This window comes from Intrasporangium sp. (assembly GCF_035280925.1).
GTDB lineage: Bacteria > Actinomycetota > Actinomycetes > Actinomycetales > Dermatophilaceae > Intrasporangium.
The window spans coordinates 1-25,719 of sequence record NZ_DATEEY010000008.1; the positions used below are offsets into that span (position 1 = coordinate 1).

At 71.1% G+C, this 25,719-nt stretch carries 25 protein-coding genes; 18 read left to right on the plus strand and 7 right to left on the minus strand.

Going from position 1 to position 25,719, the window contains the following annotated elements; translation table 11 throughout:
- The coding region (gene coaA, locus VJN29_RS00470; RefSeq protein WP_414654306.1) for a type I pantothenate kinase at positions 1-851 on the minus strand (851 nt) is incomplete at its 3' end.
- Positions 852-949: 98 nt separating this feature from the next.
- Between coaA and glmS the strand changes: the two genes are divergently transcribed.
- The 6 genes from glmS to tsaE all read left to right on the plus strand — a co-directional run bounded on the left by glmS (position 950) and on the right by tsaE (position 7,850).
- On the plus strand, positions 950-2,809 hold the full coding sequence (gene glmS, locus VJN29_RS00475) for a glutamine--fructose-6-phosphate transaminase (isomerizing) (protein WP_324141367.1): 1,860 nt from the start codon (positions 950-952) through the stop codon (positions 2,807-2,809).
- An 81-nt stretch (positions 2,810-2,890) separates the two neighbouring features.
- Positions 2,891-3,241, plus strand: a complete 351-nt coding sequence (locus VJN29_RS00480; RefSeq protein WP_324141370.1) for a holo-ACP synthase — start codon at positions 2,891-2,893, stop codon at positions 3,239-3,241.
- The gene (locus VJN29_RS00485; protein WP_324141372.1) at positions 3,241-4,788 is read left to right on the plus strand and encodes a bifunctional ADP-dependent NAD(P)H-hydrate dehydratase/NAD(P)H-hydrate epimerase; all 1,548 of its coding nucleotides are present in this window, start codon (positions 3,241-3,243) and stop codon (positions 4,786-4,788) included. The genes VJN29_RS00480 and VJN29_RS00485 overlap by 1 nt, the downstream gene beginning before the upstream one ends.
- Before the next feature lie 149 nt (positions 4,789-4,937).
- Positions 4,938-6,101, plus strand: a complete 1,164-nt coding sequence (gene alr, locus VJN29_RS00490) for an alanine racemase (RefSeq protein WP_324141374.1) — start codon at positions 4,938-4,940, stop codon at positions 6,099-6,101.
- Entirely contained in the window at positions 6,098-7,396 is a 1,299-nt protein-coding gene (locus tag VJN29_RS00495; protein ID WP_324141376.1) for an alpha/beta hydrolase, read from the plus strand. The genes alr and VJN29_RS00495 overlap by 4 nt, the downstream gene beginning before the upstream one ends.
- A complete protein-coding gene (gene tsaE, locus VJN29_RS00500) occupies positions 7,386-7,850 on the plus strand; it encodes a tRNA (adenosine(37)-N6)-threonylcarbamoyltransferase complex ATPase subunit type 1 TsaE (RefSeq protein ID WP_324141378.1) in 465 nt (154 codons plus the stop codon). Before VJN29_RS00495 ends, tsaE begins: the two co-directional genes overlap by 11 nt.
- A 39-nt stretch (positions 7,851-7,889) precedes the next feature.
- Here tsaE and VJN29_RS00505 read toward each other — a convergent pair whose 3' ends face one another.
- On the minus strand, positions 7,890-9,140 hold the full coding sequence (locus VJN29_RS00505; RefSeq protein ID WP_324141380.1) for a DUF4038 domain-containing protein: 1,251 nt from the start codon (positions 9,138-9,140) through the stop codon (positions 7,890-7,892).
- A 671-nt stretch (positions 9,141-9,811) separates the two neighbouring features.
- Here VJN29_RS00505 and tsaB point away from each other — a divergent pair.
- From tsaB to tsaD, 3 genes are read left to right on the plus strand one after another with little or no spacing between them, the layout of a single operon-like run.
- Complete coding sequence (gene tsaB, locus VJN29_RS00510; protein WP_324141382.1) at positions 9,812-10,516, plus strand: tRNA (adenosine(37)-N6)-threonylcarbamoyltransferase complex dimerization subunit type 1 TsaB; 705 nt, start codon at positions 9,812-9,814, stop codon at positions 10,514-10,516.
- On the plus strand, positions 10,513-10,977 hold the full coding sequence (gene rimI, locus VJN29_RS00515) for a ribosomal protein S18-alanine N-acetyltransferase (RefSeq protein ID WP_324141384.1): 465 nt from the start codon (positions 10,513-10,515) through the stop codon (positions 10,975-10,977). The genes tsaB and rimI overlap by 4 nt, the downstream gene beginning before the upstream one ends.
- Positions 10,970-12,016: a tRNA (adenosine(37)-N6)-threonylcarbamoyltransferase complex transferase subunit TsaD gene (tsaD, locus tag VJN29_RS00520; protein WP_324141385.1), complete on the plus strand. Its 1,047-nt coding sequence runs from the start codon at positions 10,970-10,972 to the stop codon at positions 12,014-12,016. Before rimI ends, tsaD begins: the two co-directional genes overlap by 8 nt.
- 119 nt (positions 12,017-12,135) lie before the next feature.
- Here tsaD and VJN29_RS00525 read toward each other — a convergent pair whose 3' ends face one another.
- Positions 12,136-13,155 (minus strand): glycoside hydrolase family 3 N-terminal domain-containing protein, encoded by a 1,020-nt coding sequence (locus VJN29_RS00525; RefSeq protein ID WP_324141387.1) that lies wholly within the window; start codon positions 13,153-13,155, stop codon positions 12,136-12,138.
- Position 13,156: 1 nt separating this feature from the next.
- Here VJN29_RS00525 and VJN29_RS00530 point away from each other — a divergent pair, with 1 nt between their 5' ends.
- From VJN29_RS00530 to VJN29_RS00540, 3 genes are read left to right on the plus strand one after another with little or no spacing between them, the layout of a single operon-like run.
- Positions 13,157-14,461 (plus strand): nucleoside hydrolase, encoded by a 1,305-nt coding sequence (locus tag VJN29_RS00530; protein WP_324141389.1) that lies wholly within the window; start codon positions 13,157-13,159, stop codon positions 14,459-14,461.
- Positions 14,461-15,285, plus strand: coding sequence for a ribokinase (locus tag VJN29_RS00535; protein WP_324141391.1), 825 nt, complete (start codon positions 14,461-14,463; stop codon positions 15,283-15,285). Before VJN29_RS00530 ends, VJN29_RS00535 begins: the two co-directional genes overlap by 1 nt.
- Positions 15,286-15,298: 13 nt before the next feature.
- Positions 15,299-16,129 (plus strand): DUF427 domain-containing protein, encoded by an 831-nt coding sequence (locus VJN29_RS00540; protein ID WP_324141393.1) that lies wholly within the window; start codon positions 15,299-15,301, stop codon positions 16,127-16,129.
- 53 nt (positions 16,130-16,182) lie between these two features.
- Here the strand turns inward: VJN29_RS00540 and VJN29_RS00545 are convergent, their stop codons facing one another.
- Complete coding sequence (locus VJN29_RS00545; protein WP_324141395.1) at positions 16,183-17,421, minus strand: class I SAM-dependent methyltransferase; 1,239 nt, start codon at positions 17,419-17,421, stop codon at positions 16,183-16,185.
- A 363-nt stretch (positions 17,422-17,784) separates the two neighbouring features.
- On the opposite strand from VJN29_RS00545, the gene groES reads away from it, so the two are divergent.
- Positions 17,785-18,081, plus strand: a complete 297-nt coding sequence (groES, locus tag VJN29_RS00550; RefSeq protein ID WP_041308421.1) for a co-chaperone GroES — start codon at positions 17,785-17,787, stop codon at positions 18,079-18,081.
- A gap of 117 nt (positions 18,082-18,198) precedes the next feature.
- A complete protein-coding gene (gene groL / locus VJN29_RS00555; protein ID WP_324141398.1) occupies positions 18,199-19,812 on the plus strand; it encodes a chaperonin GroEL in 1,614 nt (537 codons plus the stop codon).
- Between the two features lie 147 nt (positions 19,813-19,959).
- Here groL and VJN29_RS00560 read toward each other — a convergent pair whose 3' ends face one another.
- Positions 19,960-20,271: a WhiB family transcriptional regulator gene (locus VJN29_RS00560; protein WP_324141414.1), complete on the minus strand. Its 312-nt coding sequence runs from the start codon at positions 20,269-20,271 to the stop codon at positions 19,960-19,962.
- A gap of 310 nt (positions 20,272-20,581) precedes the next feature.
- Here VJN29_RS00560 and shbA point away from each other — a divergent pair, with 310 nt between their 5' ends.
- The 3 genes from shbA to guaB are packed head-to-tail and all read left to right on the plus strand — an operon-like array spanning position 20,582 to position 23,833.
- Complete coding sequence (gene shbA, locus VJN29_RS00565; protein ID WP_414654305.1) at positions 20,582-21,160, plus strand: RNA polymerase sigma factor ShbA; 579 nt, start codon at positions 20,582-20,584, stop codon at positions 21,158-21,160.
- Positions 21,157-22,257: a hypothetical protein gene (locus tag VJN29_RS00570; protein WP_324141402.1), complete on the plus strand. Its 1,101-nt coding sequence runs from the start codon at positions 21,157-21,159 to the stop codon at positions 22,255-22,257. Before shbA ends, VJN29_RS00570 begins: the two co-directional genes overlap by 4 nt.
- 58 nt (positions 22,258-22,315) lie before the next feature.
- The gene (guaB, locus tag VJN29_RS00575; protein WP_324141404.1) at positions 22,316-23,833 is read left to right on the plus strand and encodes an IMP dehydrogenase; all 1,518 of its coding nucleotides are present in this window, start codon (positions 22,316-22,318) and stop codon (positions 23,831-23,833) included.
- 62 nt (positions 23,834-23,895) lie between these two features.
- Here guaB and VJN29_RS00580 read toward each other — a convergent pair whose 3' ends face one another.
- Both VJN29_RS00580 and VJN29_RS00585 read right to left on the minus strand, forming a co-directional pair.
- A complete protein-coding gene (locus tag VJN29_RS00580) occupies positions 23,896-24,546 on the minus strand; it encodes an NAD(P)-dependent oxidoreductase (protein WP_324141406.1) in 651 nt (216 codons plus the stop codon).
- Positions 24,543-25,457 carry an EamA family transporter gene (locus VJN29_RS00585; RefSeq protein WP_324141408.1) on the minus strand — a complete coding sequence of 305 codons (915 nt, stop codon included), beginning with the start codon at positions 25,455-25,457 and terminating at the stop codon, positions 24,543-24,545. The genes VJN29_RS00580 and VJN29_RS00585 overlap by 4 nt, the downstream gene beginning before the upstream one ends.
- Before the next feature lie 79 nt (positions 25,458-25,536).
- Here VJN29_RS00585 and VJN29_RS00590 point away from each other — a divergent pair.
- On the plus strand, positions 25,537-25,719 hold a 183-nt coding region (locus VJN29_RS00590; RefSeq protein WP_324141410.1), incomplete at its 3' end, for a LysR family transcriptional regulator.

Here is a 25,719-nt window from a genome sequence, read left to right on the forward strand (position 1 = left end):
GCGACGGCCTCGGCGTCGGAGAGCGCCGCGTAGCGGTGGAAGTACGAGTGCGGGTCGGAGAAGGCCGTCTCCCGCAGGCGCAGGAACCGCTGGACGTACCACTTGCGGATGTCGTCGACCCACGCGTCGACGTAGACCGAGAAGTCGAAGAAGTCACTCACCGCCAGTCCCGTGCCGCGGACCGGGTGCACCTCGGGAGCCTGCAACACGTTGAGTCCCTCGACGATGAGCACGTCGGGCTGGCGCACCACGATCTGCTCGCCCGGGACGATGTCGTAGGTCAGGTGCGAGTAGACGGGCGCGGTGACCTCGGCGTTGCCGGACTTGACCTCGGCGACGAACCGCAGCAGCGCCCGGCGGTCGTACGACTCCGGGAAGCCCTTGCGCTGGAGCAGGCCCCGCGCCTCCAGCTCGGCGTTGGGCAAGAGGAACCCGTCGGTCGTGACGAGCTCGACGCGCGGCGTGTCGGGCCAGCGGGCCAGCATCTCGCGCAGGATGCGGGCGGTCGTCGACTTGCCGACCGCGACCGAGCCGGCGACCCCGATGACGAACGGGGTCTTGGCGGGGCGCTCGCCGAGGAAGGTGGTCGTCACGTCGTGCAGCTCCCGCGTCGCGCCGACGTAGAAGTTGAGCAGCCGCGAGAGCGGGAGGTAGACCTCCTCCACCTCGTTGAGGTCGACCCGGTCGCCGAGGCCCCGCAGGCGGGCGAGGTCGTTCTCGTCGAGGACGAGGGGGTAGTTCTCGCGGAGGCGGGACCACGCCACCCGGTCGAGCTCGACGTAGGGCGACGGCAGGGTCGTGGGGACCCGGCCGTTCGGGCCGTCGTCCTCGACGACGACCGACTCCGTCACGTCGTCTCGACGGGATGGCTGCGACACCCTGCCATTCTTGCCGACGTGGGCCGCCAGCGTGGACTTGGCCCGCTTGGCGGTCCCTTAGGCTGTTCCGCATGTGTGGAATCGTTGGCTACGTCGGTAAGACGCAGGACGGCACGGCGCTCGACGTCGTCATGGAGGGCCTGGCCCGACTCGAGTACCGGGGTTACGACTCCGCGGGGATCGCCCTCATCGATGGGGACCACGTCGAGACCCGCAAGAAGTCGGGGAAGCTGGCCAACCTGAGGGGCGAGATCGAGGCCGATCCGCTCCCGCTCTCGACGACCGGCATCGGCCACACCCGCTGGGCCACGCACGGTGGCCCGACGGACAGCAACGCCCACCCGCACCGCGGCGGGGCAGACGGCAAGCTCGCCCTCATCCACAACGGCATCATCGAGAACTTCCACGCCCTGAAGAACGGGCTGATCGCGGACGGCGTCACCTTCTCCAGCGAGACGGACACCGAGGTCGTCGCCCACCTGCTCGCCCGTGCCTACGAGAAGAAGGGCGACCTGACCGAGGCGATGCGCACGGTCGTGGCGGACCTCGAGGGAGCCTTCACCCTGCTCGCCATCCACGCCGACCAGCCCGGCGTGGTCGTCGGGGCCCGGCGCAACAGCCCCCTCGTCGTGGGGCTCGGGGACGGCGCCAACTACCTCGGCTCGGACGTCGCGGCCTTCATCGGTCACACCCGTCACGCCCTCGAGCTGGCGCAGGACCAGATCGTGACGATCACGCCCGACGGGGCGACGGTGATCGGCTTCGACGGCTCGAGCGCCCAGGGCAAGGCCTACGAGGTGACGTGGGACGCCGCCGCCGCCGAGAAGGGCGGCTACGCGACCTTCATGGAGAAGGAGATCAACGAGCAGCCCCACGCCGTGCGTGACACGCTGTTCGGGCGGACCGACCCGGACGGTCGGCTGGTCCTCGACGAGCTGCGGATCTCGGAGGAGCAGCTCAAGGCCGTCGACCGGATCACCATCGTCGCCTGCGGCACCGCGGCCTACGCCGGCATGACCGCGAAGTACGCCATCGAGCACTGGACGAGGATCCCGGTCGAGGTGGCGCTCGCCCATGAGTTCCGCTACTGCGACCCGATCGTCGACGAGCGGACCCTCGTCGTGTCGATCAGCCAGTCGGGCGAGACGATGGACACGCTCATGGCGGTCAAGCACGCGCGTGATCTCGGTGCCCTGACGATCTCGATCTGCAACACGCACGGCTCGACCATCCCCAGGGAGTCGGACGCCGTGCTCTACACCCACGCCGGCCCCGAGGTCGCCGTGGCGTCGACGAAGGCCTTCCTCGCCCAGATCACCGCCTCCTACATCCTCGGGCTCTACCTCGCCCAGCTCCGCGGTGGTGCCTACGCCGACGACGCCCAGGCGATCATGAAGGAGCTCGCCGACGTCCCGGGCAAGATCGAGAAGGTCCTTGGGCAGATGGGGCGGGTCAAGGAGATCGCCGGGTTCATGGCGGACACCCGCGCCGTCCTCTTCCTCGGCAGGCACGTCGGCTACCCGGTGGCGATGGAGGGGGCGCTCAAGCTCAAGGAGCTCGCGTACATCCACGCCGAGGGCTTCGCCGCGGGCGAGCTCAAGCACGGGCCCATCGCGCTCATCGAGCCCGGGCAGCCGGTGTTCGTCATCGTGCCCTCGCCGACGAGCGAGCACGGCCTGCACGGCAAGGTCGTCTCCAACATCCAGGAGATCCGAGCCCGTGGTGCGCGCACCCTCGTCATCGCGGAGGAAGGCGACGAGGCCGTCGTCCCGTTCGCTGACGAGGTCATCCGGGTGCCGGCGACGTCGTCGCTGCTCGCCCCCTTGCTCACCGTCGTGCCGCTCCAGGTCTTCGCCCTGTGGCTGTCCTCCGCCAAGGGCCTCGACGTGGACCAGCCGCGCAACCTCGCCAAGTCCGTCACGGTGGAGTGACGGTCCCGCTGATGGCGCGTGATGGTGCGGTGGTCGCGCGTGACGGTGGGGCCCGCATGGTCTGGTCGGGACGGGGCTGACGTGATCATCGGAGTGGGCATCGACGTCGTGGACATCGCGCGGTTCCAGGAGACGCTCGCACGCACTCCCGCTCTCCTCGAGCGGCTCTTCACGGCGGAGGAGCGCGGGCTGGGAGTCGCTTCCCTCGCCGCACGCTTCGCGGCGAAGGAGGCGCTGGCCAAGTCGCTCGGTGCCCCCGCGGGGTTGCACTGGACCGACGCCCGCGTCGTCACCAACGACGATGGCAAGCCGTCCCTCGAGATCGGCGGCTCGATCCAGGCGTGGGCCAACGACCTCGGCGTCGACCGGTTCCATGTCTCCCTGTCCCACGACGCGGGCGTCGCGTCGGCCATCGTCATCGCGGAGGGCTGATGATCCGGGCGCTCTCGGTCGCCGACGTGCGGGCCGCCGAGTCGGCCGCGATGGCCGGGCTCGCCGACGGGGAGCTCATGAGACGTGCGGCCGAGGGGCTCGCCCAGGTCGCCGCAGCCAGGCTCGTGGAACGGGACGGGCGCACCGTCGTCGCGCTCGTCGGCGCGGGCGACAACGGGGGAGACACCCTGTATGCCGCTGGGCTCCTCTGCGACACCGGCTTCGCTTGCGCTGTGGTGCTGGTGCCCGAGGCCGGTCGGGCCGGCGTCCACGGTCCCGGGCTGAGGGCCGCCGAGCTTGCCGGGGCAACCGTGCTCGTCGCTGCCGAGGACCCGGCATTCGCGGCGCGGGTCGTGGCCGAGGGCGACCTCGTGCTCGACGGCATCGTCGGCATCGGGGGGCGGCCCGGCCTCCGCCCGGCCGCCGCCGCCCTCGTCGACGCGATCGCGGACGACGCCTGGGTCATCGCCGTCGACGTGGCGAGCGGTCTCGACCCTGACGGCGTCGAGGCCGATGACGACGCGGTGTGGGCGGACGAGACGGTCACCTTCGGCGTCCCGAAGCCGGCACACCTCCTGCCGGCCGGCGAGGCGGCGACGGGCCGGCTGACGGTCGTCGACATCGGGCTGGCCACCGAGGACGTCGCTGCTGCAGTCGAGCGGCTGGCCTACGACGACGTCGCTGAGCTCTGGCCCGTGGCGCGTCCCGCCGACGACAAGTACTCCCGCGGCGTGCTCGGCATCGTCGCAGGTGGGGAGGCCTACACCGGCGCGGCGGTCCTGGCGGTCACCGCTGCGGTCGAGTCAGGGGTCGGGATGGTGCGCTACGTGGGCACGTCGACACCGACAGCCCTGGTCCGGGCGGCGGTCCCCGAGGCGGTGGTCGGGGAGGGCCGCGTGCAGGCGTGGGTGGTCGGTCCGGGCCTCGACCCGGAGGCGACGGGGGAGGAAGCCGAGGCCCAGCTCCGCGTGGCCAGCGAGGCACTCTCCGGCGACCTGCCGGTCGTCGTCGACGCGGGTGGCCTCGACCTGGTGACCGGCAAGCGGACGGCTCCCACCCTGCTGACGCCACACGCCGGAGAGCTGGCACGGCTGCTGGGCCGCCTGTCCGGGTCGACCAACCGGAACCAGGCATCGAACCGTGGCGGCGCGAGCACGGCAGGCCCTGGGCTTCCGGTCGGTCGACCCGTGACTCGTGAGGACGTGGAGCGGGAGCCGGTCCGGCACGCACGGATCGCGGCCCAGCTCACCGGGGCGACGGTGCTCCTCAAGGGCTCGACCACGCTCGTCGTCGGACCCGAGCCGGACGGGCCGGTGCGCTCCCAGGCCGAGGCGCCGCCCTGGCTGGCCACGGCCGGCTCCGGGGACGTGCTCGCCGGGGTGGCCGGCACGCTGCTCGCGGCTGGCCTGGACCCGCTCGACGCGGGCGCGCTCGCAGCCCTCGTCCATGGCGTGGCGGCCGACCGCGCGTCCGGCGGAGGCCCGCTGCGAGCACTTGCCGTCGCCGAGGCGCTCCGCCCGACGATCCGGGACCTCCTCCGCCGTTGAGGTGACCCCGCGCACCCGATCGAGTGCACAACTTCTGCGACCTCGCGTCCCCGAAAGCTGTGCACTCGATCAGGCGAGGAGGAGCTGGCGCGGGAGAGCGGATGGGGCGAGTCTGCTCTGTGGAACCGGACATGCGAGGATGCGCAACGATGAACGCCACTGACCCGACCGCTGGACTCACCGTCTGGGCGGAGATCGACCTCGACGCGCTGGAGCACAACGTTCGGACGCTGTGCGCTCGAGCCCCGAAATCGGAGCTGATGGCGGTCGTCAAGGCCGACGCCTACGGACACGGCCTCCTTCCCGTCGCACGTGCCGCGGTTCGAGCCGGCGCCGGCTGGCTCGGCGTCGCACAGTTCGCCGAGGCGTTCGCCCTCCGTGACGCGGGCATCACGACACGGCTGCTCACCTGGCTGAGCGTCCCCGGCAGCGACTTCGCAGGTGCGGTGCGCCGTGACATCGACCTCTCTGCCTCCGCGACGTGGACGCTCTACGCGATCGCCGCCGCAGCGCGCGAGCAGGGCCGCACCGCCCGCGTGCACCTCAAGATCGACACCGGTCTGGGCCGCGGCGGAGCCTATGGCACCGACTGGCCCGCCCTGCTCGACCACGCCCGTCTCCTCGAGGCGGAGGGCGTGATCTCCGTCGTCGGGATCTGGACGCACTTCGCGCTCGCCGACGCCCCCGAGCACCCGACCGTGCTCACCCAGCAGGACACCTTCTTCGAGGCCGTCGCGCTCGCGGAGAAGGTCGGCCTCCGCCCCGAGGTCCGGCACCTCGCGAACTCGGCGGCGACCCTCCTCCACCCTTCGGCACACGCCGACCTCGTCCGGCCGGGGATCGCCATCTACGGCCTCTCGCCGGTCCCACAGGTGGCGGACGACTTCGGCCTGCGCCCGGTCATGACGCTCCGCGCCCGACTCTCCCTCGTCAAGCGGGTGCCGGCCGGGCAGGGCATCAGCTACGGCCACGTCTATCGCCCGGAGGTCGACACGTCGGTCGGGCTGGTTCCCCTCGGTTACGCCGACGGCATCCCTCGCAACGCGACCAACGTCGGGCCGGTCCGCGTCGGCGACCACCGCACGACCATCGCCGGCCGCGTGTGCATGGACCAGTTCGTCGTCGATCTGGGTCCGCAGAGCTCGGCTGTGGCAGGCGACGTCGTGACCCTCTTCGGTGCAGGCCCCGAGGAGCCGAGCGCGCAGGACTGGGCAGACGCCACGGACACCATCAGCTACGAGATCGTGTCGAGGATCGGCGCGCGAGTGCCCCGGCTCTGGCGCGGCGGCGCCCCTGGCGGGGCAGAGGTGTGAGCAACGGGCGGCCCAACCCCGTCCTCGGGATCGTGCTCGGGGCGGCTGGTGTCGCAGCCGGTGTCGCGGCGGGCATCGCCGCCGACCGCGCCGGCCGCCACCGAGCGGCCCTGGACGCACTCGACACCAAGGAGCAGCTCGAGATCACCCCGGACGAGGACCGGATGGTCCTCACCAAGGACGGCGTCCCCCTTCACGTCGAGATCGACCTACCAGCGCCCGAGGCGGCTGCGGCCGCGGCCAAGGGCCTGACGGGCGGAGACGATCCCGCTCGACTCCCGACCATCGTGCTGAGCCACGGCTACTGCCTCAGCCTGCGGTCATGGGTGTACCAGCGGCGTGCCCTGAAGGCGGCCGGCTACCGAGTCGTCAGCTGGGACCAGCGGGGACACGGCCAGTCCGGTCGGGGCGACCCGACGTCGTACGTCATGGACCAGCTCGGTGACGACCTCAAGCAGGTCGTCGACGAGGTGGCCCCGACCGGCCATCTCATCCTCGCCGGCCACTCGATGGGCGGCATGTCGATGCTCGCCCTTGGCGAACGGCACCCTCACTTCGTCCGCGAGCGGGTCGCGGGCGCCGCCTTCATCGGCACCAGCGCCGGCGGCCTCATCCTGGCCAACGGCGGCCGGAGTGCGACGTTCGGGCGGCTCCTGCTCGAGCGCCTCGGCCCCTCCGTACTCGGGCCGCTCGGCGACCGGCCGGAACTCGTCGTCCGGCTCCGCCGCATCGGCCGTGACCTCGAGGAGCTCCTCGTCGAGCAGAACTCCTTCGCCTCGCCGGTCCCGCGCTCGGTGGTCCGGCACACAGCCGACATGCTGATGGCCACGCCACCTGACGTGATCAGGGACTTCCTGCTCATCTTCGACGGGTACGACAGGCGGCCGGCGCTGGCCGAGTTCAAGGACACCGTCACGCTCGTGTTCAACGGCAAGCAGGACGTTCTCACCCCTCCGGAGCACAGCGAGCTCATCGTGGAGGGCATCCCGGGGGCCGAGCACATCGTCGTCAACGACGCCGGGCACATCATCATGCTCGAGCACCCAGACCTGCTCAGCGCACATCTGCTCGAGCTCGCGGAGCAGGGCACCCGGGCTCGGGAGGAGGACATCGAGGTGTCCCGCCAGCCGCGCGTGCGCCGCATCGTCACCGACGTGGCGAAGAACCGGCGCCAGCGCCGCATCGACCGTGAGGCCGACGAGCTGGTGAAGGCGGAGCGAGCTCGTGCCCTGGCCAGGCTGCGCCGGGCGCAGGGTGCCGCGACGGCCCGGAGAGCGAGCCGCAGTGGCACGTGAGGCCACGCTTGCCACGCGCGAGGACACGCAGGCCTTCGGTGCCCGCCTGGGCCGGCTTCTTCGGGCTGGTGACCTCATCGTGCTCACCGGTGATCTCGGGGCAGGCAAGACGACCCTGACCCAGGGCATCGCCGAGGGCCTGGGCGTGCGCGGACCGGTCACGTCGCCCACCTTTGTCATCGCACGCGTACACCCGTCGCTCGTCGGCGGCCCCGCGCTCGTCCACGTCGACGCCTACCGCCTGGGCAGCGCGATGGAGCTCGACGACCTCGACCTTGATGCCGACCTCGACGAGAGCGTCACGATCATCGAGTGGGGCGCGGGTCTCGTCGAGCAGCTCTCCGCCGATCGGCTCGGGATCACGCTCACGGGCGAGGAGGTCCGCCGTGCCCGTCTCGCCCCCGTCGGGGCACGGTGGGAGAACCTGCTGGAGTCGCTACGGCTCGACGCCTGACCTCCCTCGGCGCGAAAACTCGCCCGGATGCAGCACCCATCAGGGGGACTGAACCAGCAGCAGCCAGTCGCTGTCGCCCCCAGAGTTGCGTTCCGGCGTGTGCAGGCGGGCTGTGAGACGAGCTGGCAGCCGATCACCGGTGGTCGGGTCGATCCAGTAGGCCTCGGCTTCCTTGGCGAACCGACTGGTGTCGAGGGTGATCTCCCGTGACGTCGGCACGTACACCAAGGCGGTCGTACCATCCGGAGTGCTCGCCGCCGTGACGTAGTCGCTGTCGAGGACGTCCCGGAACGTGTCGTCCGTCACCTGCTCGCCTCGACCGGCGGTCACAATCGGCTCCCTGTCATCGGGCACCAGCTGCCACCAGGGGAGTGCCTCGACCAGTGCCCGCAGTCTGGAGATCTGACGGATGGACTCCGAGTCGAGCCGGCCCTGCCATCCCGGCAAGAACTCCCAGTCGTCGGAGCCGAAGATGTCCCCGGGCGAGCCGGAGGTCAATGCCCAGAGCACCTGTCGGCGAAGCGTCTCGGCGGTCGTGGGCGCGCTCGGCTGGTTGTTCTCGCCCTCGTAGTTGCCCTCGCCGAACAGCGCCGGTCGCGCTGGATGGGAACGGTAGGCCTTGAGCACTGCCTCGTAGGTGGGGTGGTAGGTGTACACGAAGTTCCAGTCGACGCGAGGTGCCCAGTACGGGTTCTGGGTCGACCAGGACCGCTCGTAGTTCAGCTGTATGGAGAAGGGCCGGGTGTCGCCGGCGTCGCGGATCCCCCGCAGTGCTGCGTCCATGCAGTGGTCCACCTCGCTACCGGCGGCCAGGTCCTCCGTTGCTGGAAAGTAGTCGCCACCTGTCATCCACACGATGTTGGGCAGCCCAGCGAAGTACCTGGCAACCCTCATTCCGTACTCGTGACAGGTGGAAGTGCTCGTGGGGACAAACGAGTTGCCAATCGTCCAGCCGTCGATCGGGTACAGGAAGACCGTCATCCCGTGGTTCGCGGCCTTGAGCAGATAGCTGTGCACGCGTTTCCAGTAGTCGTCGTTCCATGCCAGGACGTCACTGGACACGAAAGGAAGCAGCCCGTCGTAGGTTGCGCCGTCGTCGGACGGCCCTCCATTGGCGGTCGAGCCGATGAGCGAGACCAGGGCCGCGTTGAAACCCTGGGCCGAGCGCTTGGCAAAGTACCGTTCGGCGTCCTGGGGGGAGACGTCGACCATGAGTGACCATGGGGAATCGCCCCGCACGAGGATCGGCTCACCATGCTGATCGACGAAGAAGCGACCCTCAGCGCTCACGGCGGTCACGTATCGCGCCCCTGTGACAGTCGGGGCATGCCCCTTGGTCGGCAGCGGTGGGCTGTCTGTCTGCGGCGGGTCGTCTGGGATCGCCATCTTCTGTCCGTTGTAGCCCGGGGAAAAGAAGCCCGACCTCCAGGCCACAGCCGCTCCCACCAGGACGGCGAGCATCGCCGTGAGAATGAGTGCCCGCCGTAGTGGAGCGGGAATGTTGGGTTTCCCCAGCATGGTTTCTCCCTCCGCGCGGCGGGTGGATGGTCCGCACCGCTCAAGCTGCTCGTGAGCCGCGCGTGTGCCGGGGCCTGACAACTGCCCGAGCGGTGGCGGTCCCCATCGTCACAGCCAGCAACAAGCACGGAGGTCGACGGTCGCGACCACACCACTGGCGACCATCCCTGCTGGAGCCACCACGTCGGCGGCCGACCAGTCGCCGGCGAGCGGTTTCGTCGTCGACGTGATCGAGGGTAGCTTCGGCAGTCACCCGCTGGGGGGCGTTCGCACTATTGCCCCAAACCCGACCGCTCTGTGGGCGCACGGTGGGAAGCGCTCGTGGCACGCTCTCTTCCCCGCCTGAGCCCGCAAGAGCTGTTCACTCGATCGGGCTGGGTGATGTGCCGGCCTCGACGGGTGGGGTCACGTGCTGGCCTGGGGGGCGGGATAGCCTGACGGCCGTGCTCCTGCTCGCCATCGACACGTCCACGACCGCCATCACGGTTGCCCTCCACGACGGGCACGCCGTCGTGGCCGAGCAGACGACGCTCGATGCGCGGGCTCACGCCGAGCACCTCGCCCCGAACATCCACTCCGCGCTCGCTCAGGCGGGCGCCGGCCCCTCCGACGTCACCGGGGTCGTGGTCGGGATCGGTCCCGGACCCTTCACCGGCCTGCGGGTGGGGATCGTCTCCGGACGGACCTTCGCCCTTGGCCTCGGCGTGCCGGTCCACGGACTGTGCAGCCTCGATGCCCTCGCGCACGAGGCGTGGGTGGGTGGCCACCGGGGCCGCCTCCTCGCCGCGACAGACGCGAGACGCAAGGAGGTGTATGCCGCTGAGTTCCTCCTCGACGACCGTGGCCTCACCCGCGTGGCCGGGCCCGTCGTCAGTCGCGCCGCAGACCTCGACGAGAAGTGGCGGGCGCTGCCCGTGGCGGGGCGTGGGCCGCGGCTCTACCCCGCCGACCTCGGCAGGTCAGCCGACGACGGGAGCGAGCCCAGCGGCATACGGCCGCTTCCACTGGACGTGTCGGCGGGCGCGCTCGCCGACCTCGCCACCCGGCGACTGGCGACCGGGGACGAGCTTGACGGGCTCGAGCCGCTCTACCTGCGGCGCCCAGACGTGGCCACCGCGCCGCCGACCCGGAAGTCGACGCTCGGATGACCGCGCCACCCTTGCGCGAGCTCGAATGGAGCGACCTCGAGACGCTGGCCGCACTCGAGGTGACGCTCTTCCGGGATGACGCCTGGTCGGCACGGACCTGGTGGGCGGAGCTCGCCCAGCGGCCGCGTCGCGACTACGTCGTCGCCGTCGACGACGGCCAGATCGTCGGTTACGGGGGCATCGACGTCAGCGGCGATGTCGCGGACCTGATGACCATCGCGACCGTGCCGGAGGCGCAAGGCCATGGGCTGGGGCGCCGGCTCCTCGACGAGCTGGTCCGGCGAGCCGAGCGCAGCGGGGCCGCGGCCCTGTTGCTCGAGGTGCGGGCCGACAACGAGGCGGCGAAGCGGCTCTACGCGTCGAGCGGCTTCGAGGTCATCTCGGTCCGCCGGCGCTACTACCAGCCGGGGGCCATCGACGCCCTCGTCATGCGCAAGCACATCGGAGGTACCCATGGCTGACGAACCGCTCGTCCTCGGGATCGAGACGTCGTGCGACGAGACCGGCGTCGGGATCGTGCGCGGCCAGACGCTCCTCGTCGACACCGTTGCGAGCAGCGTGGACGAGCACGCCCGTTTCGGCGGAGTGGTTCCCGAGGTGGCGAGCCGCGCGCATCTCGAGGCCATGGTCCCCACGATCGAGCGGGCCTGCCGCGACGCCGGCGTGGCCCTGCGCGACCTCGACGCGATCGCCGTGACCTCCGGCCCGGGTCTGGCCGGGTCGCTCCTCGTCGGCGTGGCCGCCGCCAAGGCGCTGGCCGTGGCCCTGGACAAGCCGATCTACGGAGTGAACCACCTGGCGTCGCACGTCGCCGTCGACATCGTCGAGCACGGACCGCTGCCGGAGCCGACCATGGCCCTGCTCGTCTCTGGCGGGCACTCGTCGCTGCTGCTCGTGCCCGACGTGACGGACGACGTGCGGTCGATGGGATCGACGATGGACGACGCCGCCGGGGAGGCGTTCGACAAGGTGGCCCGAGTCCTCGGGCTGCCCTTCCCCGGAGGGCCCCACATCGACCGGGCCGCCCGCGAAGGTGACCCGGTGGCCATCGACTTCCCGCGGGCGCTGACGACGGGGCGAGACATGGAGCGGCACCGCTTCGACTTCTCCTTCTCGGGGCTGAAGACGGCCGTGGCTCGGTGGGTGGAGCAGCGCCACCGCGCCGGGGAGCCGGTGCCGGTCGCCGACGTGGCGGCCTCCTTCCAGGAGGCGGTCGTCGACGTCCTGACGAGGAAGGCCCTGCTTGCCTGCAAGGACAACGACGTTGACCACCTGCTCATCGGGGGTGGTGTGGCAGCGAACTCCCGGCTGAGGACGCTGGCGGAGCAACGGTGCGCCAAGGCGGGCATCATCCTGCGCGTCCCCAGGCCGGCGCTGTGCACGGACAACGGCGCGATGGTGGCCGCCCTCGGGGCCCAGATGGTGGCCAAGGGCCGTGAGCCGAGCGCCCTCGCGCTGCCGACCGACTCGTCGATGCCGGTCGAGCTGGTCCAGTCCTGACCGACTTCTTCCTGATCGAGTGAACAGGAATCGGGGGCGTGCCTGCCCGAATCCTGTTCACTCGATTGGGGGCCGGTTCAGCAGCACCCGGATTCTGTTCACTCGATTGGGGGGCCGGGTCAGCAGGAGGCGAGGCCGAGCTTGACCTTGAGCGCCATCACCCGGGTGGTGGCTGCTGCGACCTTCGCTGCGAAGTCGGCGTCCTCGTCCATCCGACGGGTCAGGGCTCGGTGCATCGTCGGCACGGTGTCCGGTCGGGCTGTGAGGACGATGTCCCCGCCGGCGTCGACGAACTTCGTCGCGCGCTCGCCGACCGGTGTCGCCGCGACGGCCTTGGCCGCACCGACGTCGTCGGTGATGACGACCCCGTCGTAGCCCATTCGGCCACGCAGCAGGTCGCTGATGATCGCCTTCGAGAACGTGGCGTTGACGCCCGGGTCGATCCGGCTGTAGATCGCGGAACCGACCATGACGAAGTCCGCTCCGGCCTCGATGCCGGCGCCGAAGGGCCGCAGATACGGGTCCGAGGCCGTCGTCGTGCGGTCGGTGATGCCGTCGGCGGTGATGTCCGTGTTGCCGGTGATCCGGCCGATGCCCGGGAAGTGCTTGATCGTCGCCGCCACCTTGCCGCGGTGCATCCCCTCGATGAACGCGCTGGCCATCCGGCCCACCACGGTCGGGTCGCCGGAGAACTGCCGGTCCCACTGGCCGATGGGGTCGTTGGCTCGCCCGAGCTCGGCCGGAACGACGTCGGCGACGGGCGCGAGGTTGACGTTGATCCCGGCGTCGCGCAGCTCCGCAGCCCACCCAGCCGCTCGCGTCGCGAGCTGGCTGGGTGACAGGTCGCCCTGTGCGAGGGCGGTCGGGATCCGGGTGAAGCCCTCGCCCCGGAGCTGCTGGACCTTGCCACCCTCCTGGTCGGCCGCGAGGAAGAGCCCCGGGTCGTCCCCGGACCCGTCGGCCACGGACTCGAGGTGCCGGGTCGTGGCGCGAACGCGATCGGTCCCGTCGTACCAGCCGCCGAGGAGGACCACCCCGCCGAGGTGTCGGTCGCGGACCAGGGCATCGAGGCTGTCGCGTCGGGCGTTGACGTCGAGGCCTACCATCAGCAGCTGGCCTGCGCGTTCGGACGGGGGCATCGTGGCCACCAGCCCCGAGGCGCAGGCGGCGGTGCCCCGTGCCGTCGTCGAGGGACTCGTCGTCGAGGTGCCTCCGACAGGTCCCGTCGTCGAGGTGCCTCCGACAGGTCCCGTCGTCACCGACGTCCCTGGCTGGGAGGGTCCTGACGGCGAGGGTCCTGACGGGGAGGCACCGGTCGAGCAGGAGGCCAGGAGCAGGGTCGCGGCAGTCGCCACCGCGATCACGGCGCGGGACCGAAGGCCGGGCAGTCGGGTCCTCGGGGTGTCTGGCACGCGTCGACCGTACCCACCGCACCTTTGGCGGTACGTTGACCGCGTGCCGCCGACCGCGAGACCCGTCGTCCTCGACGTCGACACCGGAGTGGACGACGCCTGCGCGCTGCTCCTGGCGGCGACCCACCCCGCGCTCCAGCTGCGGGCCGTGACCTGCGTCGGCGGCAACGCCCCGGTCGACGACGTCGTCCGCAACACCCTGACCGTGCTCGAGGCGGCCGGCCGCAGCGACGTGCCCGTCGCGAGAGGAGCCGAGCGCCCGCTGCTCGAGCACCCGACGGACGCCCGGCACGTCCACGGGGAGGACGGCATGGGCGACCTCGGCTGGCCTGCCCCGACGCTGCGGCCCGAGCCCCGGCACGCGGTGGAGCTGCTGCGCGACACGTGCATGGCCGCCGCCGACGCGGGCGAGCAGGTCACGCTCGTGCCCACGGCGCCGCTGACCAACATCGCGCTGCTGCTCCGGACCTACCCGGCGACCGCCCGCGGGATCGCCGAGATCGTCTTCATGGGCGGGGCGGCACAGAGTGGCAACGCCACGGCTTCCGCGGAGTTCAACGTCTTCCACGATCCGGAGGCTGCGGCGATCGCGCTCGATGCCGCCGCAGACCTGGCCATCCCGGTCACCATGTACGGCCTCGACGTGTTCTACGACCCGGTCGTCGCAGCCGCCGAAGCCGACGAGCTGGTCGCAGTCGGTGGGCGGGGTGCAGCGGAGCTCGCCGGGAGACTCATCCAGTTCCAGTGCGAGCGGTTCGGCAGGGATGCCGCGACGATCGGCGACGCCGGGGCGGTCTGCGCGGTTCTCGATCCCGGGGGGCTGACGACCCAGGTCCTCCCGATCCGTGTCGAGCTCGCGGGTCGCTGGTCCCGCGGGCGGACGATCGTCGACCGGAGGGACTGGAGTGGGGACCTGTCGCACGACCCGCACGGTGAGCCGCCGGTGCGGGTCCGAGTCGCCCTGGGTGTCGCCCACGAGCGCTACTCCGCCCTCTGGCGCGACACCATCCTCAGCGCCGGGGCGACCCGCTGATGGGGCGCGTCGTCGTCCTCGGCTCCCTCAACGTCGACGTCGTCACGCGGGTCGAGAGCCACCCCCGCCCGGGGGAGACCGTCCTCGGTGAGGCTGCGGGCCGATTCGCGGGTGGCAAGGGCGGCAACCAGGCGATGGCCGCGCGACGCGCCGGTGCCGAGGTCGTCATGGTTGGACGGGTCGGAGCGGACGACGCCGGCGCGGCCTATCTCGACCGGCTCCGGCGCCACGGCATCCGGGCCGAGGTGCCGTCGTCCAGCGACGCCCCGACCGGGACCGCGTTCATCGCCGTCGACGAGGCGGGGGAGAACACGATCGTCGTCGTCGCCGGCGCCAACCGGCAGGTCGGGGACGAGTCGATCGAGGCGGTCGGCCTCGGCCCCGGTGACGTGCTCCTCTGCTCCCTCGAGGTGCCCGCGGACCTGGTCGCCCGCGCCGCCCGCCTGGCCGACCGCGCCGGCGGCCGCGTCGTCATCAACCTCGCGCCCTATGCCTCCCTCCCGCACGACGTCATCGCCATCGCGGACCCAGTCGTGGTCAACGAGTCGGAGATGCGCCAGCTCGCGGACTCCGACCTCATCCCGACCTCCCTGCTGGTGACGTTCGGGGCAGCCGGGGCCAGGTGGGACGGGGAGGAGGTGAGCGGCATACGGCTCGACGAGTCTGACGTCGTGGACACGGTCGGAGCCGGTGACGCCTTCTGTGGGGCACTGGCTGCGGCGCTCGCCGCAGGCGCCGCCCGAAGGGAGGCTCTCGAGGCCGCGAACCGGGCCGGCGCAGACGCGGTCCAGTGGTCCGGGGCCCAGCCCGACGCTGCTTTGTGAGTCACACTGGACCATGGCCACCCGCATGCGGCAAGTGATCCTGCGAGCGCTTCCGGACCTCCGGGTCCACCCGGTGGGCAAGTGGGTTCGGGCGAGCGCCTTCGGCCGGACCATCGTCGACAGCCGCCGCGTCCAGCTCGTGTGGGAGCCGAGGCGTGTCGTCGGGTCCTACGCGGTGCCCGAGGAGGACATCGCCGGCCAGCTCGTCCCTGCGGAGGGGGAGGCAGCGGCCGAGAACCCGGTGCCGATGGACGACGACGGCCCGCCCGTCCTGGATCCGCACACCCCCTTCGGTGCGCACACCACGCCGGGTACCCCCCTGACGATCCGCACGGACGCGGGCGACCTGCCGGGCGCGGCCTTCCGGCCGGACGACCCGGACCTGGCCGGGTGCGTCGTGCTCGACTGGGACGCGTTCGCGCAGTGGTACGAGGAGGACGAGCCGGTTCTCGCTCACCCGCGCGACCCGTTCGACCGGATCGACTGCCTCAGGTCCAGCCGCCACGTCGTCATCGCCAGCGACGGGGTCACCCTCGCCGACACCACCCGTGCGACGTTGCTCTTCGAGACGCCGCTGCCGACGCGCTACTACGTGCCGCGGGAGGACGTGGCCATGGACCTGCTCGACCGGACCGACTCGCACACGCTCTGCGCGTACAAGGGTGAGGCCTCCTACTGGTCCGCCCGGATCGGGGACACCGTGCTGCAGGACGTCGCCTGGTCGTACGAGGAGCCGCGCCACGACGCCGCACCGGTGGCTGGACTCATCGCCTTCTACACCGAGAAGCTCGACCTGGCTGTCGACGGAGAGCTGCAACGCCGGCCGCGGACGCCGTGGTCGTAGGCGGATCGTGGTCAGCCCCAGACAGGCCGTGGTCAGGGCTGGTCAGGGCGTGGTCACGCCGCCTCGACGACGAGGGCGACCTGGGCGCCGGCGACCCGCGTGACGACGAGCGTCGCCTCCGAGCCGCCCCTGCCACGGCCGGTCATCTTGAGTTGTCGACGCAGCAGGTCGGGGTCGAGCGTGACACCGCGCTTCTTGATCGTCACCCGGTCGTGGCCGCGGTCGTGCAGCCACCGCGACAGTGCCTTGCGGGAGAGCGGCATCGCCTCGACGACGCGGTAGCGCTTCGCCCACGCGATGTCGTATGCCGCTGGGCTCGTCACGTAGCCCACGCCGGCTCCCAGCTCGGTGCCGTCCACGGCGGCGGCCAGCGCGCCCGTCAGTCCGGCGCGGATGACGGCTCGATCCGGCTCGTAGAACCACTCGCCCAGATCGGTGAGGGATGGCAGGTGCGGCGTACCGGAGGCGGGCGCCGCTTCCGCCTCGGTCACGACGTGGGTGGCCGAAGCCGAGCACACAGCAGCGGTCCGGCCGACGCTGAATGCCAGCGGCCCCCACCAGACAGCGCACTCGACCACCTCGCCGTCCCACGAGCTCCACTGGGCTTCGGCGCCGTCCGGGACCGCGGCGTGCGGGAACGATGGCGAGAGCTTGGCGCCGGTGGCCGGGGTGTCGGCGGCGAAGGCCCGGACCTCCTCCCAGGTCGGCGAGATCGCGTCGAGCGAGAAGACCCGTTTCGTCCGGCCGCGGCTGTCGGCGATCCCGGAGACGCGGCGGGCTGGGTCGAGCCAGACACCGAGGTGACGGGCCGCCTCGCCGAGGGGGAGCTGCACCTCGTCGGCGCGGGCGTGCGTCACTCGAGCGGACGGCCAGTGGCGCAGGTTCGCGGCGGCGATCCGCGCGGTCGCTGGATCGGCGTCCACCGCTCGGACGACCAGGTCGAGTCCCGCGAAGGCCATCGCGTCGGCGCCGATCCCGCAGCCGAGGTCATACACCTCGCGCACGTCCGCTGACGCGAAGCGGTGGGCGTGGCGGGCGGCGATGGGGAGGCGGGTGGCCTGCTCGAGGCCGTCGGGCGTGAAGAGCATGCCGGCCGCGAAGCCCCCGAACTTGTCGGCCGCCTTGGCACGCAGTCGGGACTGGGACATGGCGGCAGCCACGAGGTCCGGGTCGTAGGCGTCGCGCAGCCTGACCTGGAGCTGGAGCGCGGTCGACTCGTCGTAGGCCGGAAGCGACTGGAGCAGCGCCCAGCCCTCTCCCGTCGCGAGGCGGTCCACCATCGCTGCGTCCATGGCCGCATCCTCGCAGTCACCGGGCGGGCCGGCACGCCGGATCTGGGCTGCCACGACGTCGCCGGGGCGGACGTGGCGTGGTCCGAGAACGAGCGGGGGCACGACAACGTCGCCCGGGCGGACTCGGCGTGGGCAGGGCCCAGAGGCTCGGGGCCCGGGTCGCTCAGCGACCGTGAGCTCCCGGGTGTTGGCACTCGACTTGACCGAGTGCTAACTCCAAACCTAGATTTTGCTTGTTGGCACTCTCACCCTGAAAGTGCCAGATCCGCGAGAGCGGCCGACCCCCGCGACGGCGACCGACCTCACCTGGATCAACAATCTTCAGTCCCGATCAATCGACATCCCGAAGGGAAGGTCACCACCGTGTCGGTTTCCATCAAGCCGCTCGAAGACCGCATCGTCGTCAAGTCCCTCGAGGCGGAGCAGACCACCGCGTCCGGCCTCGTCATCCCGGACACCGCCAAGGAGAAGCCGCAGGAGGGCGAGGTCCTCGCTGTCGGCCCCGGCCGCTGGAACGAGGACGGCGACCAGCGCGTCCCGCTCGACGTCAAGGTCGGCGACAAGGTCATCTACAGCAAGTACGGCGGCACCGAGGTCAAGTACGGCGGCGAGGAGTACCTCATCCTCTCCGCCCGCGACGTTCTCGCCGTCGTCGGCTGAGCATCGACTCCGCTGCACCACCTGCTTTGACCGCACCCCGGTGACGCCCCTCGGGGTCGTGCCGGGGTGCGGCTCGTTTGCCCACCGTTTCGCGTATCACCAGCCAGAAGGAACACCATGGCCAAGCAACTGGAGTTCGACGACTCCGCACGCAAGTCGCTCGAGCGCGGCGTCGACGCGCTCGCCAACGCCGTCAAGGTGACGCTCGGCCCCAAGGGCCGCAACGTCGTCATCGACAAGAAGTGGGGCGCCCCCACCATCACGAACGACGGCGTCACGATCGCCCGCGAGATCGAGCTCGAGGACTCCTACGAGAACCTCGGCGCCCAGCTCGCCAAGGAGGTCGCCACCAAGACGAACGACATCGCCGGTGACGGGACGACGACCGCTACGGTCCTCGCCCAGGCGATGGTCAAGGAGGGCCTGCGCAACGTCGCCGCCGGCGCCGCTCCTGCCGCCCTCAAGCGCGGCATGGACAAGGCCGTCAGCGCCGTCAACGACCGCCTGCTCGAGATCGCGCGTGACGTCAACGGCAAGGAGGAGGTCGCCTCGGTCGCGACCCTCTCCGCCCAGGACTCCACGCTCGGTGACCTCATCGGCGAGGCGTTCGACAAGGTCGGCAAGGACGGCGTCATCACCGTCGAGGAGTCCTCGACGACGGCGACCGAGCTCGAGTTCACCGAGGGCATGCAGTTCGACAAGGGCTACCTGTCGGCCTACTTCGTCACCGACACCGAGCGCATGGAGACCGTGCTCGAGGACGCCTACGTCCTCATCAACCAGGGCAAGATCTCGGCGGTCGCCGACCTGCTGCCCGTGCTCGAGAAGGTTGTCCAGTCGGGCAAGCCGCTTCTGATCATCGCCGAGGACGTCGAGGGCGAGGCCCTGTCCACGCTCGTCGTCAACAAGATCCGCGGCACGTTCAACGCCGCCGCCGTCAAGGCGCCCGGCTTCGGTGACCGCCGCAAGGCCATGCTCCAGGACATCGCCATCCTCACCGGTGGCCAGGTCATCGCCGAGGAGGTCGGCCTCAAGCTCGACCAGGCCGACCTGACCGTTCTCGGCCAGGCCCGGCGCGTCGTGCTCACGAAGGACAACACGACGATCATCGACGGTGCGGGTGAGTCCTCCGAGGTCAACGGCCGGATCGCCCAGATCAAGTCCGAGATCGAGCGCACCGACTCCGACTGGGACCGCGAGAAGCTCCAGGAGCGCCTCGCGAAGCTGGCCGGTGGCGTCTGCGTCATCAAGGTCGGCGCGCACACCGAGGTGGAGCTCAAGGAGAAGAAGCACCGCATCGAGGACGCCATCTCCGCGACCCGCGCCGCGATCGAGGAGGGGATCGTCGCCGGTGGTGGCACGGCCCTGATCCACGCCGCAGAGGTCATCGACGGTCTCGGCCTCGAGGGTGACGAGGCCACCGGAGCCGCCATCGTCCGCAAGGCGGTCGTGGAGCCGCTGCGCTGGATCGCCGAGAACGCGGGGCACCAGGGCTACGTCGTCACCTCGAAGGTGGCCGACCTCCCGCTCGGGCAGGGGCTCAACGCGGCCACGGGCGAGTACGGCGACCTCATCGCGGCCGGCGTCATCGACCCGGTCAAGGTCACCCGCTCTGCCCTGCGCAACGCCGAGTCGATCGCGTCGATGATCCTCACGACCGACACGCTCGTCGTCGAGAAGCCGGAGGAGGAGCTCGAGCCGGCCGGCCACGGCCACGGACACGGGCACTGACCCTCGGTCACCAGCCACCGCGCTGACAAGGGCCACCCTCGATCTCGAGGGTGGCCCTTCGTTGTGTGGAAGCAGGGGACGTATGCCGCTGAGCTGCCCCCCGCGAGCGCGCTCAGCGGCATACGCGCTTGTCTCGGCCGCCTTGCTTCAGGATGCGGTGGCGATGGCGTGGACCGGGGCGTTGGTCGGCTCGCCGTACTGGAGCTCGCGCTCGGTCTCGGTCAGGCCGCCCCAGACGCCGTAGGGCTCACGAACCTGCAGGGCATGAGTGCGGCACTTGGTCAGGACTGGGCAGGCGGCGCACACGGCCTTGGCAGCGGCGTCCCGGTTGCGGCGTCGTGGACCGCGCTCGCCCTCGGGGTGGAAGAACACCTCGGGGCTGACGCCCCGGCATGCCCCCTCGAGCTGCCAGTCCCACAAGTCCGCCACCGGACCCGGGAGGCGGGTGATCTCGGCCATGGTGTCGTCGTCCTCATCTTTCGCGTTCAGCGGCAAACGGCCGATGGTGCTCTGCTGCAGCCGTGCAACGACGCTAACCGGGGCAAAGCCCCCGATTGAAGGCCGGAACCTTCAAGACTTGTTCAAGAATTGCCCTCCAGATGGCATGCGCTTTCCGCCCGGGAGGCAGGTGACCGCACGTAACATGTCGTTACGCAGCCCTTGGGGTCCTCGTGGGTGGACCCGCTGGTTGGAGAGGTCGGGGGTTGGATCACCAATGGGATTCACCTGGACCGTACGGTCCGGCGTAACGCCACGCGCGAGCGGGGCGATGGAGGGTATGGACACCGCCATCTCCCTCCGCGAGCTCGTGTCCCGTGCGGCACACGACGAGGTCGCGCGCGATCAGCTGGTTCGACGGGTTCGCGACCTGGCCCTGAGGTACGCACGTGTCCGGCTCGGCCGCTTCGGTGCCGAGGATCTGGCCCAGGACGTCGCTCAGGAGGTGTGCATGGCCGTGGTGACCGCCGTGCCCACCTATGAGGAGCGCGGCCTTCCGTTCGAGGCGTTCGTCTATCGCATCGCCTCGCACAAGCTCGCTGACGTGCAACGCGCCGAGATGCGCGGACCGACGCCTGTGGCCGACCTGCCTGATCGGGTTGACGAAGCGCCGACGCCCGAGGAGGCGGCAGTCGTGCGCGACGATGCGGCGCTCGCGCTCTCCCTGCTGCAGAGGCTGCCGGAAGCGCAACGAGAGATCCTCATCCTGCGAGTTGCCGTGGGCATGTCGACCGAGGAGACTGCCAATGCGATCGGCATGTCGCCCGGCGCCGTGCGGGTTGCGCAGCACCGGGCTCTGGGCCGGCTGCGCACGATGTTGGTGCGGCTCGAGGCAGGTGAAGTGGCATGACCAGACCGACTCCGGTGAGCCAGGTCGTTGCCGACGACCTGCTGATCGACCGCGTCGCCAGTCGTCGGCCCGCGGGTGACGACCCCATCGCGGGGCTGCTCGCCGCGCTGGCCGAGCACGCCGACCGTCCGCTGGGACGGGCGCGGACCAGGCGTCGGTACCACAGTCATCGCCTCCTCTCGACGTTGGCGGCCGTCACCATCGGCGCGTCGGGTGCGAGCGTGGCAGCGGCCGTCACCGTTCCCCATGGCCCGCCCTCTGCGGCGCCGGCTCGGGTCGCACCGGCACCAGATCGCGCCGGTTCGGCCCTGGGCGCCGAGCTGGTCCGGGATGCCACCGGACGGGTCACGGTCGTCGGTGCGGACGGCACGCGGGTCGAGTCCGCGTGGCTCCCCGATGGCGTGGGCCCGGTCCTGCTCAGCCCCGCCACGGACTTCGGGCGGGCCCTGGGCGCGGATGTCAGCCGGTACCGGTGGCAGACGCTCGGGGGGCCCACGGCGCTGCTCCTTGCCGGGCCGGACCAGGACCTGGAATCTCCAGATCCTGACGGGGTGAGCTCAACTGCGAACGCCGGGCCCGAGCATGACGGCGCGACTGGTCTCGCGGAGGAAGCCGCGACACCAGCAGATGCGGCGGCCGCGACCGCCGGCGAGCCCGCTTCCGATCCGGAGTCCGGGGCGGCGGACTCCGGGGCGACTGCCGCGACCCCGAGCGACGACGCGACAACTGCCGCGACCCCGAGCGACGACGCGACGGACCAGAGTGCGGGCACGGACCAGAGCGATGCGACTCCGTCCGAACCGGGCGAGACGGGGTCAGTTCACGCCGGCATGCCCGCCGACATCGGCACACCCGGCGAGGCCGGCATGCCCGCCCACGCCGGCGAGCCGGGCCGCCCCTCAGGCGCGGACGACGCCGGCACCCTGCCACCGCAGGCGCAGCTGGGTTCTGGCGTCCCAGCAACCGACGCTCCGATCCCAACGGCCCCGGCGAGCTCGGTTCCAGGAGACGACGGTGGTCTCGTGGCCGTACCCACGATTCCGGTCATGGTGCCGCTGGCCACCCTCCCTGTGGCCGTGCTGGCGGACCCCTCATAGCATTCCGACCGCGTCTCGGCACGGCGCACCCACTCGGCGCCTCCCGTAGAATCGGGCAATGCCCCTCGGTACGAATGACGTTCCCTCCCCGTTCGAGGACCTCGGCCTGACCTACGACGACGTCCTCCTCCTGCCGGGGTACAGCGACCTCGCACCCAACGACATCGACACCACGACGCGGCTCACGCGCGAGCTGACGATCAAGGCGCCCCTCATCTCCGCCGCGATGGACACGGTCACCGAGTCGCGCATGGCCATCGCCATGGCCAGACAGGGCGGCATCGGGGTGCTCCACCGCAACCTGTCGATCGCGGACCAGGCCTACCAGGTCGACCTGGTCAAGCGGACCCAGACCGGGATGATCTCCAACCCGATCACGATCGGGCCTGACGCCACGCTCGAGGACCTTGACCAGAAGTGCGGAGAGTATCGCGTCTCCGGCCTCCCGGTCGTCGACGGCGACAAGACGCTGATCGGCATCGTCACCAACCGCGACCTGCGGTTCACCCCGGTCAAGGAGTGGGCCTGCACCCTCGTGCGTGACGTCATGACCCCCATGCCGCTCATCACCGGCCACGAGGGCATCAGCCGCGAGGACGCCACTCGGCTCCTGCGCCAGCACAAGCGCGAGCGGCTCCCGCTCGTCGATGACGCGGGCCATCTCGTCGGCCTCATCACCGTCAAGGACTTCGTCAAGAGCGAGCAGTTCCCCAACACGAGCAACGACGGAGCCGGCCGCCTCATGGTCGGCGCCGCGATCGGCTACTTCGGTGACGCCTGGGAGCGTGCCACGACGCTCATCGAGGCAGGCGTCGACGTGCTCGTTGCCGACACGGCCCACGGACACGTGCGGATGCTGGTCGAGATGGTGCAGCGCCTCAAGAGCGACCCGGCGACCAGGCACGTCCAGGTCATCGGCGGCAACGTCGCGACCCGCGAGGGTGCCCAGGCATTCGTCGACGCCGGCGCAGACGCCATCAAGGTCGGCGTCGGGCCGGGCTCGATCTGCACGACCCGGATCGTGACCGGTGTCGGCGCGCCCCAGATCACGGCAGTCCACGCGGCCTCGCTCGCTGCCAAGCCGGCAGGCGTGCCGGTCATCGCGGATGGCGGCCTCCAGTACTCCGGCGACATCGCCAAGGCGATCGTCGCCGGGGCCGACGCGGTCATGATCGGATCGCTTCTCGCCGGCTGCGAGGAGTCGCCCGGTGAGCTGATCTTCATCAACGGCAAGCAGTTCAAGACCTACCGCGGCATGGGATCCCTCGGCGCGATGAGCTCGCGCGGCAAGAAGTCCTACTCGAAGGACCGGTACTTCCAGGCTGAGGTCGATACCGACGACAAGATCGTGCCCGAGGGGATCGAGGGGCGCGTCGCCTACCGTGGGCCCGTCTCGCAGGTCGCGCACCAGATGGTCGGCGGGCTGCGCCAGGCAATGTTCTACGTCGGCGCCGGCACGATCCCGGAGCTGCAGGAGAAGGGCAAGTTCGTCCGCATCACGTCGGCCTCGCTGAAGGAGAGCCACCCCCACGACATCCAGGGGATCGTGGAGGCTCCCAACTACACGGTCAGCTGAGCGCTCGTGCCGTATGCCGTCGAGCCGGCCCCAGGGCAGGGCGCCGTTGAGCGGCAGCCAGCTCACCGGCATACGGCCACCTCGTTGATGGTGAAGTGACGATCGGTGCCGGGTCGCTCGAGCTCGTCGAGCGCGGCCACGGCGAGGTCCTCGGCGGTGATCCGGGAGGTGCCGTCGGGGCCGACGAGCAAGGTCGTGGTGCCTCGCACGTACGTGCCCGTGCGTCGCCCGGGCTCGAGGAGGGCCGGGGGGCTGAGGTAGCTCCACGCCGCCTCGGCATGGCGTTCGCAGGCGCGCAGCTGATCGGTGCTCGCGGCGGCGACGGCCCGCCACGCCGGTGGCACGTAGGTCGGGTCCTCCGCCACGAGGCGGTCGGGCTCGCCCGGGGAGCGCAGCGGTCCGGCGCCACCGATGACGACGAGCCGGATGCCCGCGCGAGCGGCGGCATCGAGGACGCCAGTGGTCAGCGGCGCCAAGGTGTGTTCGTGGCCCGGGGCCGGCCGCACGGCGAGGATGGCCCCGTGGGTACCGTGAAGCGCGGCCGCGAGCTGCTCGGGGTCGCGGGCGTCCAGGGCCAGCGGTGCGATGGTCCCGCCGCGGGGGTAGCTGCCCGGGCGTCGCGCGGCGGCGGTGACCCGGTGTCCCCGGGCGTTCGCTTCGGTGACGAGGCGGGCGCCGACCATGCCGGTCGCGCCGATGACGGTGATGTTCACGAGTGTGCTCCTTCGCGAGGTGGGGTGAGCTGACCGGCTGCCAGTGCGGCCAGTGCGAGTGCGAAACCGATGAGCTGCAGGGGGTCGAGGGTCTGGCCGAGCACGAGCGCGCCGAGCGCCGCGGCCACGAGCGGGGACAGCAGCCCGAGCAGAGCGGTCGCCGTGACCGGCAGAGTCCGCAGGCCCGTGAACCAGACGGTGTAGGCGGCCAGTCCGCCGACGAGGCCGAGCCAGACGTACCCGGCCACGGCCCCGCCATCCACCTGGGTGGGGAGTCCCTCGACGAGGAACGTGGGTACCAGCAGGACGGTGCCACCGGCGGTGAGCTGCCAGCTCGCGTAGCCGACGGCGCTCACGCCCTCGGGCCTGCCCCACCGCTTGGTGAGGACCACGCCCAGTCCCATGGTGAGGGCACCGGCGAGGCCGGCGACGAGACCGGTGACATCGAAGGCGGCGCTCGGGCCGAGGACGACCAGGGCGACACCGACGACGCCGGCGATGCCCCAGCCCAGCCGCCACCCGGACAGTCGCTCGGACAGCACGAGCACGGCGAGGAGGGCGACGACAACGGGCTGGGTGGCTCCGAGGGTGGCGGCCACGCCGCCGGGCAGTCGTTCGGCGGCGAGGAACAGGAGCGGGAAGAACAGGCCGATGTTCAACGTCCCGAGCACGGCGCTCCGCCACCACCAGCCCTGCGGTGGGAGGGTCCGCGAGATGGCCAGGGCGAGGAGGCCGGCGGGCAGCGCGCGCATGAGCCCGGCGAACATCGGGTGCCCGTGTGGCAACAGCTCCGTCGTGACGATGTACGTCGTGCCCCAGACGGCCGGCGCGAGCGCCGTTGTCAGGGTCGGGAGGGTCCGGTGGGCCACAGGGACCGGGGCCGGCGTGGGCAGCTTCGTGGAGGTGGTCACCCGACAACGGTGCGGGGTCGACTGTCCATGAGTCCAACACATCATTTTCACGGCAGCGATCGTGATGGATCATTGATCCATGGAGCTGCAGCAACTGCGCTACGTGCTCGCCGTGGCCGAGACGCAGAACTTCACTCGAGCAGCTCAACGCTGCTTCGTCGTCCAGTCCGCGTTGAGCCACCAGATCAAGTCGCTGGAGCTCGAGCTCGGCGTGCGGCTGTTCGCGCGGACCAGCCGGCGCGTGGAGCTGACCGACGCCGGC

Coding starts and splice junctions, on each gene's coding strand:
- rimI (WP_324141384.1), top strand. CDS start 10,513: ATGACCGCGCCACCCTTGCGCGAGCTCGAATGGAGCGACCTCGAGACG.
- tsaD (WP_324141385.1), top strand. CDS start 10,970: ATGGCTGACGAACCGCTCGTCCTCGGGATCGAGACGTCGTGCGACGAG.
- VJN29_RS00570 (WP_324141402.1), top strand. CDS start 21,157: ATGACCAGACCGACTCCGGTGAGCCAGGTCGTTGCCGACGACCTGCTG.
- guaB (WP_324141404.1), top strand. CDS start 22,316: ATGCCCCTCGGTACGAATGACGTTCCCTCCCCGTTCGAGGACCTCGGC.
- VJN29_RS00560 (WP_324141414.1), bottom strand. CDS start 20,271: ATGGCCGAGATCACCCGCCTCCCGGGTCCGGTGGCGGACTTGTGGGAC.
- alr (WP_324141374.1), top strand. CDS start 4,938: ATGAACGCCACTGACCCGACCGCTGGACTCACCGTCTGGGCGGAGATC.
- VJN29_RS00525 (WP_324141387.1), bottom strand. CDS start 13,155: ATGCCCCCGTCCGAACGCGCAGGCCAGCTGCTGATGGTAGGCCTCGAC.
- VJN29_RS00540 (WP_324141393.1), top strand. CDS start 15,299: ATGGCCACCCGCATGCGGCAAGTGATCCTGCGAGCGCTTCCGGACCTC.
- VJN29_RS00535 (WP_324141391.1), top strand. CDS start 14,461: ATGGGGCGCGTCGTCGTCCTCGGCTCCCTCAACGTCGACGTCGTCACG.
- VJN29_RS00545 (WP_324141395.1), bottom strand. CDS start 17,421: ATGGACGCAGCGATGGTGGACCGCCTCGCGACGGGAGAGGGCTGGGCG.
- groL (WP_324141398.1), top strand. CDS start 18,199: ATGGCCAAGCAACTGGAGTTCGACGACTCCGCACGCAAGTCGCTCGAG.
- shbA (WP_414654305.1), top strand. CDS start 20,582: ATGGAGGGTATGGACACCGCCATCTCCCTCCGCGAGCTCGTGTCCCGT.
- VJN29_RS00485 (WP_324141372.1), top strand. CDS start 3,241: ATGATCCGGGCGCTCTCGGTCGCCGACGTGCGGGCCGCCGAGTCGGCC.
- glmS (WP_324141367.1), top strand. CDS start 950: ATGTGTGGAATCGTTGGCTACGTCGGTAAGACGCAGGACGGCACGGCG.